Source organism: Leekyejoonella antrihumi, from assembly GCF_007845645.1.
Lineage (GTDB): Bacteria > Actinomycetota > Actinomycetes > Actinomycetales > Dermatophilaceae > Leekyejoonella > Leekyejoonella antrihumi.
Genome location: NZ_VCQV01000003.1, coordinates 148,258 through 160,126, shown reverse-complemented (window position 1 = coordinate 160,126; position 11,869 = coordinate 148,258). Strand labels below are relative to the sequence as shown.

Annotated in this window: 14 protein-coding genes and 2 pseudogenes; 7 read left to right on the top strand and 9 right to left on the bottom strand. The window is 67.8% G+C overall.

The features are described from left to right. Positions 1 to 35 precede the first annotated feature (35 nt). Complete coding sequence (locus tag FGL98_RS26165; RefSeq protein WP_342779937.1) at positions 36 to 275, bottom strand: Lrp/AsnC ligand binding domain-containing protein; 240 nt, start codon at positions 273 to 275, stop codon at positions 36 to 38. Between FGL98_RS26165 and FGL98_RS26885 the strand changes: the two are divergent. The 7 genes and pseudogenes from FGL98_RS26885 to trxA all read left to right on the top strand — a co-directional run. Next, positions 202 to 393, top strand: a pseudogene (locus FGL98_RS26885) (PLP-dependent transferase); the annotation flags it as partial. The gene FGL98_RS26165 and the pseudogene FGL98_RS26885 overlap by 74 nt on opposite strands. A 70-nt stretch (positions 394 to 463) precedes the next feature. Then, complete coding sequence (locus FGL98_RS26880; RefSeq protein WP_342779941.1) at positions 464 to 868, top strand: PLP-dependent transferase; 405 nt, start codon at positions 464 to 466, stop codon at positions 866 to 868. A gap of 142 nt (positions 869 to 1,010) precedes the next feature. Further along, on the top strand, positions 1,011 to 2,777 hold the full coding sequence (locus tag FGL98_RS03350; protein ID WP_146315240.1) for a protein kinase family protein: 1,767 nt from the start codon (positions 1,011 to 1,013) through the stop codon (positions 2,775 to 2,777). Between the two features lie 11 nt (positions 2,778 to 2,788). Continuing rightward, a pseudogene (gene sigM, locus FGL98_RS03345) lies at positions 2,789 to 3,334 on the top strand (RNA polymerase sigma factor SigM). Positions 3,335 to 3,503: 169 nt separating this feature from the next. Then, on the top strand, positions 3,504 to 4,238 hold the full coding sequence (locus tag FGL98_RS03340; protein ID WP_146315239.1) for a hypothetical protein: 735 nt from the start codon (positions 3,504 to 3,506) through the stop codon (positions 4,236 to 4,238). A 106-nt stretch (positions 4,239 to 4,344) separates the two neighbouring features. Further along, positions 4,345 to 5,301, top strand: a complete 957-nt coding sequence (trxB, locus tag FGL98_RS03335) for a thioredoxin-disulfide reductase (protein ID WP_146315238.1) — start codon at positions 4,345 to 4,347, stop codon at positions 5,299 to 5,301. 98 nt (positions 5,302 to 5,399) lie between these two features. Further along, positions 5,400 to 5,723 (top strand): thioredoxin, encoded by a 324-nt coding sequence (gene trxA, locus FGL98_RS03330; RefSeq protein ID WP_146315237.1) that lies wholly within the window; start codon positions 5,400 to 5,402, stop codon positions 5,721 to 5,723. A gap of 125 nt (positions 5,724 to 5,848) precedes the next feature. Here the strand turns inward: trxA and FGL98_RS03325 are convergent, their stop codons facing one another. From FGL98_RS03325 to rpmH, 8 genes are all read right to left on the bottom strand, one after another. Further along, a complete protein-coding gene (locus FGL98_RS03325; RefSeq protein WP_146315236.1) occupies positions 5,849 to 6,940 on the bottom strand; it encodes a ParB/RepB/Spo0J family partition protein in 1,092 nt (363 codons plus the stop codon). A 14-nt stretch (positions 6,941 to 6,954) separates the two neighbouring features. Then, entirely contained in the window at positions 6,955 to 7,977 is a 1,023-nt protein-coding gene (locus FGL98_RS03320) for a ParA family protein (RefSeq protein WP_425460975.1), read from the bottom strand. Between the two features lie 179 nt (positions 7,978 to 8,156). Further along, entirely contained in the window at positions 8,157 to 8,912 is a 756-nt protein-coding gene (gene rsmG, locus FGL98_RS03315) for a 16S rRNA (guanine(527)-N(7))-methyltransferase RsmG (protein ID WP_342779936.1), read from the bottom strand. A gap of 10 nt (positions 8,913 to 8,922) precedes the next feature. Next, entirely contained in the window at positions 8,923 to 9,483 is a 561-nt protein-coding gene (locus tag FGL98_RS03310) for a Jag family protein (RefSeq protein WP_146315234.1), read from the bottom strand. 39 nt (positions 9,484 to 9,522) lie between these two features. After that, positions 9,523 to 10,584: a membrane protein insertase YidC gene (gene yidC, locus FGL98_RS03305; protein ID WP_146315233.1), complete on the bottom strand. Its 1,062-nt coding sequence runs from the start codon at positions 10,582 to 10,584 to the stop codon at positions 9,523 to 9,525. Next, positions 10,581 to 10,859: a membrane protein insertion efficiency factor YidD gene (gene yidD / locus FGL98_RS03300; RefSeq protein ID WP_146315232.1), complete on the bottom strand. Its 279-nt coding sequence runs from the start codon at positions 10,857 to 10,859 to the stop codon at positions 10,581 to 10,583. The genes yidC and yidD overlap by 4 nt, the downstream gene beginning before the upstream one ends. Continuing rightward, positions 10,856 to 11,233, bottom strand: coding sequence for a ribonuclease P protein component (gene rnpA / locus FGL98_RS03295; protein WP_146315231.1), 378 nt, complete (start codon positions 11,231 to 11,233; stop codon positions 10,856 to 10,858). Before rnpA ends, yidD begins: the two co-directional genes overlap by 4 nt. Before the next feature lie 27 nt (positions 11,234 to 11,260). Beyond that, positions 11,261 to 11,398: a 50S ribosomal protein L34 gene (gene rpmH / locus FGL98_RS03290; protein ID WP_146315230.1), complete on the bottom strand. Its 138-nt coding sequence runs from the start codon at positions 11,396 to 11,398 to the stop codon at positions 11,261 to 11,263. Positions 11,399 to 11,869 lie beyond the last annotated feature (471 nt).

Sequence of the window (11,869 nt, the reverse complement as noted above, 5' to 3'; positions counted from 1 at the left end):
GTCTCGTCAAGGTCGTGATCGCGTCAGGGCGGGCCTCAAACAGTAACCACGGGCAGGTCGGTCCCTACCCGCTCCTCGAAGATGAGCTGCGTCTGGGTCTTGGTGACCACGGGATGCACGGTGACATGCTCCAGCACCAGATCCCGCAGGTGCTGCGCCGACGCCACCGCGACGTGCAGGTGGAAGTCGTCCTCCCCGGCCATGTGCAGGACCCGCAGCACTCCCGGGGCTCGCACCAGATCGGCATACAGCCGCTCCCTCGAGCTGGTCGACATCACCGCGGTGGTGGCCCAGTCCGGTCAGGCGCCGGTCCTCGTCGACAACACCTTCGCCACACCGGTCCTGCAGAACCCGCTGGATCTCGGGGCGGCGATGTCACTGCACAGCGCCACGAAGTACCTCGGCGGGCACGGGGATGTCATCGGTGGCGTGATCGCCTGCAGCAGCGAGCGCGGCCGCCGCCCTGCGCCGGGTTCGGGCCATTACGGGAGCGCTGCTGCATCCCCTGGGTGCCTACCTGCTGCATCGCGGCCTGGCGACGCTGCCGATCCGGGTGCGCACCCAGCAGGCCGGCGCGCTCCAGGTCGCAACGTGGCTGGCGGAGCACGAGGCGGTCGATGGCGTCTACTTCCCCGGCTTCGACGACACGGGCGTCCTGGCTGCGCAGATGCGCGGGCCCGGCGCGATGGTGCCCATCCACCTGCCCGGCGGTTATCAGCAGGTGCGCGCCCTGATCGAGCGCCTGCGGCTGTTCACCCATGCAGTGTCTCTGGGTGGCGTCGACTCGCTCGTCCAGCACCCGGCTTCACTGACCCACCGCCCGGTCGCGGCGGCCGCCCGTCCCGCCGACGGTCTCCTGCGGCTGTAGATCGGCCTGGAGAACCCCGCGGACCTGATTTTCGACCTGGAACAGGCTCTTGCGGGCGCGCGCGGCCGGGCTCACGCGGAACGTGCGGGACTCCGCCTAGGATAATCCGGACGGGATCCCCAATCGACCAAGGAGTCCACGCGTGCAGGGCATCAGCCAAGGCACCACCCTTGCAGGGCGCTATACCTTGACCCGACGGTTGGCAGAGCAGCACGCGGGGGAACAGTGGCTGGCCGCCGACACCACGCTGGACCGTGAGGTCAGTGTCACCGTCTTCCCGACCAGCGGGCCGTATGCCGAGGCCGCGCTCGACAGTGCCCGTCGGGCGGCCGGCGTGGAGGACCATCACCTGCTGCGGGTGCTCGATGTGGGCTCCCAGGGCGACCTGTCCTTTGTGATCGCCGAGGCGCTGCACGGTGCCGAATCCGTTGCCGCCATCGTCGCGTTCGACACCATTCCCGCCGAGGAGGCGCGGCGGATGATCGGCGAGACCGCCAGCGGCCTGAACACCGCAGCGGCCCGCGGCCTGCACCACCTGCAGCTGAGTCCCCACGACATCATGCGGTCCCGGGACGGCTCCGTTTCGGTGCTCGGCGTCGCCACCGATGCCGCGCTGGCCGGTCTGGAGGACGTGCCGTCCGACGAGGCCTCTCGCTCCGACGCGGTCGCGCTGGTGCAGGTGCTCTACGCCGCGCTGACCGGCACCTGGCCGGGCGAGCAAGCCGTGCCCGGCCTGCTACGAGCCAAGCGGCGAGCCGACGGCGTCCTGCCGGCACCGAGCGAGCTGGTCACCGGAGTTCCCGGTGACCTTGACACGTTGTGCCGCACCACGTTGAACGCGGACGAGGGCCCGCGCACGCCGGGCGAGCTGGCCCGGCAACTGTCCCCGTGGTCATCCGAGCGGGTGCACGGTGCCGGTGGGCGCCCCGCACTGCACGGCGGGGCGGCATCCTCGCAGTCGCGCTCCGACCAGGGCGACGCGTCGCATCGACCGGCCGCTGCAGTCGGCGGTGTCGGCATCCTGGGCGCCGCCGGAGTGGGCCTGGCAAAGCGGGGCGCCGGCGACGACACGGACACCGGCGCCCATGACCCCTTGAGCGCCTGGCCACAGTTCGCCGACGACGATACGAGGGGCGGTCGCCCTGCCGGGTTCGACAGCGACGACACCGCCACCTTCAATGCGCGGGACGCCCGTGAGCGAGGTCGCCCCACCCGCTACGACGAGAACTCCGACCTCGAGCCGCCAGTGCCGCTGCTGCAGACCGGCACCTCCGAACCCGACCACGGAACCAGCCGATTGGCGCTGGCCATCGTGGCGGTATTCGTGGTGCTGGCGATGATCCTGGGGTTCATCGGTCTCAGTGGCGCGTTCAGCGGACGGTCCAGCCCGAAGGCGGGATCGACCCCGTCGGCGTCAACCGCGTCGCCCGCATCCTCGTCGAAGGCGAGCACGCCCACCACGCCGGCGGCAGGCAAGCCGATCACGGTGGCGGGCATCACCAGCTTCGACCCCGAGGGCAACGGCAACGAGCACAACGAGCTCGCCCACCTGGCGATCGACGGCAACCCGCAGACCGAGTGGGTCACCCACATCTACGGCACTGCCACCTTCGGCGGAATCAAGGGCGGCACCGGGCTGATCCTCAACCTCGGCTCGAAGAAACAGGTCGGCTCGGTCAAGCTGAGCATCGACGGTGAGTCGACGACGATGGACGTCTATGTCACCAACTCCCCGTCGATCAAGAACCAGACGCCCTTCGGGTCTGTGAAGAACGGCTCGGGCAACCAGACCGTCACCGGTGCCGCACCGACGACGGGCCAGTACGTCATCGTCTGGATCACCAAGCTCAGCCAGCGTTCGCCCAACACCTACCGCGACAAGATCAGTGAGATCAAGGTCCTGTCGTGAGTCCGCGCGGGATGCTCGCCGGTCACACAGATCGGGAGCTCCTCGCGGCGCACGGCGCCGGTGACCCGGATGCCTTCGGTGAGCTGTTTCGCCGGCACAAGGACCGCATGTGGGCCATTGCGGTGCGCACCACCCGCGATCCGGAGATCGCCGCGGATGCGGTGCAGGACGCCTTCATCTCCGCCTTCCGCCGGGCCGACTCGTTCCGGGGAGACGCCCAGGTGACGACCTGGCTGCACCGCATCGTCGTCAACGCCTGTCTCGACCGGTCACGCCGGATCAAGCCGACCGGTGAGCTGCCGGAGTAAGACCTGGCCGACCGGCACGACCGGCACACCAGCACGGAGGTGCGGCTCGACATACGAGCGGCACTGGAGCAGATCCCCGAGGCACAACGGATGGCCCTGATCCTCGTGGACATGCACGGGATGCCGGTTGCGGAGGCCGCGCAGGTGCTCGAGGTCGCCGAGGGCACCATCAAGTCACGCTGTGCACGCGGCCGCAGCGCTCTCGCCGAGCTGCTGAGGGACAAGCACGGCACGGGGTACCTCGGATGAGGCGTGACCCGGTGGGAACGAGCCGCCGCTCCGGTGCGTCGAATGCTCGAGCAGTACGACAGACAGCATCCACCTCCGCTGAGTGTGCGACCCCAAGATTGGTCGGACGCTCATGGAACCGCACCCCCGGATCGGTCGTCTCACCTCTGACCAGCACTGGAGGACCGTAGTGACGACTATGCCCCCGAACGGGCCACCGGCCCGAGACGAGAACGACCCGACCGGCATGAGTGCCCTCCTCGGGTCGCTGCCCGATCCTGGCCTCATGCCCGATCCTGGCCTCATGCCCGACGAGCTCACCCGCTCGATCTCCGCGGCGCTCGCGCGCGAGCAGCTGACGCGGGCCCGGGGCACCGTCCAGGACCAGCACACCGTGACGCCACTGGTGCGAGGAGAGCGCCGCAGGACCGGGCTGAGCCGCTGGCAGCGCGCCGCGGTCAGTCTCGGCGCCGCTGCCGCAGTGGCGGCCGTCGCCGTCGTCGGAGTGACCGCACTGCAGGATCGCCAGGCACCCACCACGGCAGTCCCCACCAGGCACAGCTCGGCCGGCGGTTTCGAGGACAAGATCGTCGTTGAGAGCACCGGCACGAACTACACGAAACCGGCGCTGGCCGCGCAGGCCGCGGCACTCACCAAGGGCAGCGGCCCGACCCTGCCACCGCAGCAGGTCCAGCAGATCGGGGTCATGGCCACCCGCGCCGGGATCGTCGCGTGCATGCAGTCGATCGGACGCGGTCTGCTGGACAACCCGGACAAGGTCACCGTCGACATCGCCAGCTACCAGGGCAAGCCCGCGGTGATCGTCGTGGTCACGAAGGGCGCCTCGTCGATGGCCTGGGTGGTGTCCCGCACGTGCACCACCGGTCAGCGCCCGCTCGCCGGGCCGACTGCCTTCACCACCTGAGTCACCGGTCCGGTCGCGGCGCGGGGAACAACGCCGCCGTAGGATCTGTTCATTCAGACAGGCCCGTGACGCACCGCGGGCTCACCTCATCCCGTGAAGGACACCTGTGAGCGACACGATCCGCAACGTCATCATCATCGGTTCTGGACCGGCCGGTTATACGGCGGCGGTGTATGCCGCGCGCGCCAACCTGGCACCGCTGGTCTTCGAAGGTTCCGTCACCGCCGGTGGAGCCCTGATGAACACCACCGAGGTGGAGAACTTCCCGGGATTCCGGGACGGGATCATGGGCCCGGACCTGATGGAGGAGATGCGAGTCCAGGCGCAGCGGTTCGGGGCGGAGCTGGTGCGCGATGATGTGACCCAGGTTGATCTCACCGGTCCGGTGAAGCGCGTCACCGATGGTTCCGGCAACGCCCACCAGGCTCGCTCGGTCATACTGGCCATGGGCTCGGCCTACCGTGAGCTGGGCCTGGACGACGAACAGCGCCTCTCCGGGCACGGCGTGTCCTGGTGCGCCACCTGCGATGGTGCGTTCTTCCGGGAGCAGGACATCGCCGTTGTCGGCGGCGGCGACTCGGCGATCGAGGAGGCCACCTTCTTGACCCGCTTCGCGCGTAGCGTGACGCTCGTGCACCGCCGCGACGAGCTGCGCGCGTCCAAGATCATGGCGGACCGCGCCTTCGGCAACGACAAGATCCGTTTCGCGTGGAACAGTCAGGTCTCCGCGATCCACGGCGACCCCAAGGTCACCGGAGTCACCCTCACGGACACGGTCACCGGTGCGGCTCGCGAGCTGGACGTCACCGGGGTCTTCGTCGCGATCGGCCACCTGCCACGCAACGAGCTGGTCACCGGGCAGGTCGACACCGATGACGAGGGCTATGTTCTCGTGCAGCAGGGCAGCACCGCCACCAATCTGGAGGGGGTGTTCGCCTGCGGCGACCTGGTCGACCACACCTACCGCCAGGCCATCACCGCGGCCGGCTCGGGCTGTGCCGCCAGCCTGGACGCAGAGCGCTTCCTCGCTCACCTCGACGCGACCTCTCCAGCCACCGTCTAGCGCTGAATCACGTTCAGCGACAACTTAATTCACTCCCGAGTTACCACCGCGTGGGCGGCGCAACCGCCGACCACCAACCATAGAAAGGATGGCCGTTCATGGCCCCTAAGGAGACCACCGACGCGACGTTCCAGTCGGACGTCCTGCAGAACTCCAAGCCCGTGCTCGTCGACTTCTGGGCACCGTGGTGCGGCCCGTGCAAGGCCGTCGCCCCGATCCTCGAAGAGATCGCCGCCGAGAACGCCGACAAGATCGACGTCGTCAAGCTCAACACCGACGACAACCCGGCAACCTCCGCGAAGTACGGCATCACCGGCATTCCCACGCTGAATGTCTACGTCAACGGCGAGGTCGTCAAGTCCGTCGTCGGCGCCCTCCCGAAGCCGAAGCTGCTCAAGGAACTGGCGCCGTTCCTCGGCTGAACCACTCGATCAGTAGCGCCCGTTCGGCCCCGCAACGTATCGACTGAGGTACTAGGGAGAATTTTGTGGGGTGAAAAGAGGCGGGGCCCGGATTTCCGGGCCCCGCCTTCCCGCGTCTCAAACGCTCAGTCCGTCTGCAGCCCAAGCATGTCGATGATCCGCTGCAGGTCCTCGACGCTGGCAAACTCCACGGTCAGCTTGCCCTTGCGCTTGCCGAGGTTGATCGCGACTCGTGTGTCCAGGCGATCGGACAGGCTGGCCGCAAGGTCGTCCAGTTGAGGGTGACGAGCTCCTTGACGCGGCGCGTTGCGGCGAGCCGGGGCTCGGTCGTCGCCTAGTGAGACAATCTCCTCCGTGGTGCGAACCGACAGGCCCTCCGCCACGATCCGCTGGGCGATCCGTTCCATCGACGCCCCGTCGGGCAAGGCGAGCAGTGCCCTCGCATGCCCCGCGGACAGCACCCCCGCCGCGACCCGCCGGGCAACCAGCGGCGGCAGCTTGAGCAGCCGCACCGTGTTGGTGATCTGTGGGCGCGAGCGGCCGATCCGCCTGGCCAGCTCCTCGTGAGTGCAGCCGAAGTCCTCCAGCAGCTGCTGATAGGCGGCGGCCTCCTCCAGGGGGTTCAGCTGGGCCCGGTGCAGGTTCTCCAGCAGTGCATCACGCAGCAGATCGTCGTCGTTGGTAGTCCGGACGATGGCCGGGATGCGCTCCAGGCCGGCCTTGGCGGTTGCGCGCAGGCGACGCTCGCCCATGATGAGCTCGAACTGGATCTCGCTGCTGTCCTCCGGAGTGACCTCCCGCACCACCACTGGTTGCAGGACCCCGATCTCACTGATGCTGTGCACCAGCTCGGCCATGTCGTCCTCGTCGAAGACCTGGCGTGGCTGGCGCGGGTTAGGCCGGATGCGCGCGACGAGAAGCTCAGCGAACCGTGCGCCCGGGACCGCCTTGAGGTCTTCCGTGCCGTCGCCCCCCGTCGCCCGCCCCTCTGGAGCCTCCGTCGGCGCCGCCTCGTCGACAGTGGAGTCGATGTTTCCCGTGAAACCCTCCGCCGACTGGTCTCGACCGGCATTGTTTCCCGTGAAACGTTCCGGCGCAGCGCCGGCCTTCTTCTCGGCGAAGAAAACGTCGGTGGGCCGTGCGCTGCCGGGCGCCGACGGGGTCGGGGGGATTAATGCACCGAGGCCGCGTCCGAGCCCACGTCGCTTCTCACTCATAGGGCACGAGACTACTAGGAGTGGTCGCCGACCGAGCGCCCGGCTGCCAGTTCCACCGCGGCATCGTAGTAGGACAACGCGCCGCTGGATGCCGGGTCGTAGGTCATGACGGTCTGGCCATGGCTGGGGGCCTCCGAGATGCGGACCGACCGCGGAACGGCCGTCTTGAGCACCTCGGCCGAAAAGTGCGCCCGTACCTCGTCGGCAACCTGTGCGGACAGCCGGGTCCGGGCGTCATACATCGTCATGAGGATGGTCGACACATGCAACCGTTGGTTCAGGTGCACGCGGATCAGCTCGATGTTCTTCAGCAGCTGCGTCAGCCCCTCCAGTGCGTAGTACTCGCACTGGATCGGGATGAACACCTCCGATGCCGCGACAAACGCGTTGACGGTCAACAGGCCGAGACTCGGCGGGCAGTCGATCAGGACGTAGTCGAATCGCTCGGTGGCCGACAGGCCGGCAAGGTGTGCCTCCAGCGCGTTCTTCAGCCGCATCTCGCGGGCCACCAGCGACACCAGCTCGATCTCCGCACCGGCGAGGTCGATGGTGGCCGGCGCGCACCACAGGCCGGGCACCTGCGGACACTCCTGCAAGACCGAGGCCAACGGATCACCGTCGACCACCACGTCGTAGATGCTCGGCACCTCCGGATGGTGGTCGATGTCCAGGGCCGTGCTGGCATTGCCCTGCGGGTCGATGTCGATGACCAGCACCCGCAGTCCGCCTTGCGCCAGGGCCGCGGCGATGTTGACCGTGGTCGTCGTCTTACCGACGCCGCCCTTCTGGTTCGCCACCGTCAGGATCCGGGTCTGCGCCGGTGGCGCAATGGGCGGCCCGGCCACCGGGCGGCGTCGCACGGCGATCTTGGGCGTCTCGGGCCTCGGACTCGTCAGCTCCGGGACCGCGAACGTCGTCGCCGAGCCGGCGTCGACCGGGGTGACCTCGGACCTGGTTTCCCGTGAAACATCGTCCGGCACCCGCAGTGCGGCGCCGCTGTTCACCAGCAGCGGGGCGGTCGCCTCGACAGTGGTCACCGGGGCGCCGCTCACCGGGACCCAGCCGATCGGCTCCCGCCGCCCATCGGCGCCGCCGGCGGCGGGTGTCCCCGCCACGAATGGCTCCGCGCGGCGGCCGTCCGGTAGGTCACCCCACCAACCCGTGGGCCGATTCTGAGCGCTGCTGTCCTGCGCTGACGGCACGATGAGCTCCTTGACTACCGACGATTGGGCTGAGTCCCGCGGTGGCGGCGCGCAGCACGTCCACTGGACTTCTTCTTGGTGGTGCGGTCCGAGCCGAGACGCTGCGCGCGTCCCCCTAGGACGAGGCGGGTGACAATGGTCGCATGCTCGAGCAGCTCGCCGCCACAGCAGACCACCTCGCTCTCGCGAATACCGAGCTGCACCAGTGCGCTCTGAGCGGCGCTCAGCTCCTCCACCGCGGACGAACCCTTGAGAGCAAGCATCGTGCCGCCCGCTCGCAGCAGCGGCAGTGACAACCGCGCCAGCTCCTCTAGGCGCGCGACCGCCCGTGAGGTGACCACATCCACCTCGATCTCGTCCCAGAGTTGCTCGGCCCTGGCTCGTCGAAGCTCGACGTTCGGCAGTGCCAGGTCATCGAGCACCTCAGTCAGCCAGCCAACGCGTCGCAGCAACGGCTCGATGAGAGTGACCTGCAGGTCTGGACGGGCGATGGCCAGGACCACACCGGGCAGGCCGGCACCGGACCCGACATCGGCCACCCGCGACCCCGCAGGAATGAGTTCGGCGACGGCTGCACAGTTCAGGACGTGCCGCTCCCACAGCCGCGGCCGCTCACGGGGACCAATCAGACCGTGGCTCACCCCGGTGTCGGCGAGATGGTGCACGTAACGATCGGCCAGCGTGACCTCTACTCCGAACACGTCGTCCACCACCGCCGGACGAATCAGCTCCAGCGGTGGTTCGGCGCCCTGCTCGTCACCAGGTTCCACGTGAAACGTGTCAGCCGGCGGGCAGGACCACGACGTACCGATGCGGCTCACTGCCCTCCGACTCGGAGGACAGGCCCGCCGCCAAGACGGCGTCATGAACTACCTTGCGCTCGAAGGCGGTCATCGGGTCCAGGCCGGCACGCTCGCCGCTCTGCTTGACACGCTCGATGACGGTCTGCGCCTCGGCCACCAGTTCCGCCTTCCGCTGCGCGCGGTGCCCGGCGATGTCCAGCATCAGCCGGCTGCGGTCCCCGGTCTCCGCCTGCACAGCGAGACGGGTGAGCTCCTGCAGCGCCTCCAGCACCTTGCCGTCGTCGCCGACCAGGCGACGTGGCACCCGACCCTCCTCGGAGTCGACGATCGACACCGCGGCCCGGTCGCCATCGACATCGACGTCGATGTCACCGTCCAGATCGGCGATGTCGAGCAACGTCTCCAGAAAGTCCGCTGCCACCTCACCCTCCCGATCCAGCCGTCCACTGGTCTTGGCGGCCGCCTTCTCTGTGCTGTCGGCGATCGTGTCGTCGCTGTCCGTCGTCGTGTCGTCGGTCGTCGTCGTGCTGTCAGTCATCAAAGCTCCAGATGCGTGCGGTGGGACGAAGTCAGTGGGTTAGCGCTTGCGCCGCTTGTTGTTTCGCTTCGGCTGGACACGTTGGCCGCCGCCGGTCTTACCGGCCTGGGTGCCGGACGACGTCGACGTACCGGGCCGACCCGCCGATGCCGTTTCCTTGGACTTGGTCAGATCCACGCCGGTGGAGTCGTCCTCGTCCTCGTCGTCCTCGCTCTTGTGCAGCCCGGGGATGGTCACCTTGTTGATCGACTTGCCCTTGGCCCGGCGGCGCTGCTCCATCTCCTTCTCGGCGGGCGAGCCGGGTGCGGGCATCCGGCGGATGACGTAGTACTGCTGCGCGAAGGACCAGACGTTGGTCACCACCCAATAGATCAGCACACCGATGGGGAAGTTGATGCCCGAGATGAAGAAGAACAGCGGCATCGCGTACATGATGTACTTCTGCTGCTTGGCAAACGGGTTGTCCAGCGCGGAGGCGGGCATGTTCTTGCGCATGAGCTGCTGCTGGTTGACGAAGACCGTCACGGCCATGATGACGATCAGGCCCATCGACAGGATCTTCACCGACAGGTTGTGCGATCCGAGGAAGGATGACGACAGCTCGGCGTGGAAGAGGGTCGAGCTGTCCGCCTGCCGCGCGACGGCCTGAGTCAGTGGCCCGATCGGGCTCTTCCAGTTCTGTGGACTTGAGGTGTGTGCGAAGTCCTTCAGGTGCTCCAGGACGCGGAAGAGGGCGTAGAAGAACGGTGCCTGCAAAATGATCGGCATGCAGGAGCTGAACGGGTTGGTGCCCGTCCGCTTGTAGAGCTCCATCTGCTCTTCGGTCATCTTCTGACGCGACTCGGCGTCCTTCTTGCCCTTGTACTTCTTCTGGATCTTCTGGATCTCGGGCTGGATCAGCTGCATCCGACGCGACGACTTGATCTGCTTGACGAACAGCGGCACCAGCAGAATTCGCAGCACGATCACCAGCCCGGCAATCGACAGGACCCAGCTCAAGCCGCCCGTCGGCGCCATCCCAAGAAGCGTGAAGAACTTGTGGAACCCCACCATCACCACTGCGACGAACCACTCGAGTGGGAAGAGGATCTTGTCGATCATGGTGTCCTTATGCGTCGGTGAGAGAAGGGACGGCGGGTGTGCGCTGGACCCGCCTGAGGAACGTGGTCAACACCGCCCGGGTTCCACGGGTGACATCGCGCCAGCCGCCGCAGGGTCAGCCAGGTGCCCTTCATCACACCGAACCGTCTCAACGCGGTGATCGCGTAGCTCGAGCAGCACGGGGTGAACCGGCAGCTCGGCGGAAACAGGGGCGAGACCAGGATCTGGTAGGCGCGCACCAGCCAGATGAGTGGCTTGGCCAGCAGGTGGCTCATTGCGCACCTCGCTGCCCGGCATGGCCCACGGTCCGCACGAGCAACCGGTCGAGGTCGACCCCGAGGGTCGCCGAGTCGCATCCCGCCGCGGCCGGGTTCGCCCGCACGACCAGGTCGGTGCCGGCGTCGAGCGTAGACAGCCGAGCGCTGACCAGGTGGCGAAGCCGCCGTTTGGTGCGGTTGCGGACGACCGCATTGCCCACGGCCTTCGACACGATGAAGCCGACCCTGGCCGGGTCCGCGTCGCTCGGCGTGATCTTTGGGGCCGCGGCGTACACCACGAGCAGACGGCTCCCGGCCCGTTTCGACCGGCGTCCACGTAGCACCGAGGTGAACTCGGCGCCATGGCGCAGGCGATGGGCTGCCGCGAGCACGTCAGGCTCGATCCGGCCGAGCCTGGATCAGGCCGACAGGCGGGCGCGACCCTTGCGGCGCCGCCCGGCGAGGACGGCGCGGCCCGCACGGGTCCGCATCCGAAGGCGGAAGCCGTGCGTCTTGGCACGACGTCGATTGTTCGGCTGGAAGGTGCGCTTGCTCACGTCAGTCTCCGTCAAAGAAGTCCAGGCAGTTGCCCGGTGTGCAGGGTCTCAAGGCCCTTGGCGGACGTTCTTGCCGACCAGACACCATGGGCGGTGCCACTCGCAGAACGCAAATCGGCATACATCATCGACTCAAGAGGCGTTGTCAACGATACGGGCGAGGCAGAGGCGGGTCAAACTGAGCGGAAGACGCCCGCCCGCTCTCGGTGCCGAGCGTGGCCCGTCCCGTCCGACGTCGGGCGAAACACCCCATGATGTCCGATCCGGTACTCGGTCCTGGACACGACACGCCGAACCGGTGAAACTTTTCGCCCCCTGCTGTTGCCGACTGGTCCACCGAGTTGTTAGCGTCGGGGATTCCGAGTCCGGAGCCCCCGCCTATACACAGTCTGTGGATAAGACTGTGGATGAGTGCGCTTACCATGGCTGATGGACCGGTTCGGATAATCAGCCACTGGGGTGGATCAGGGC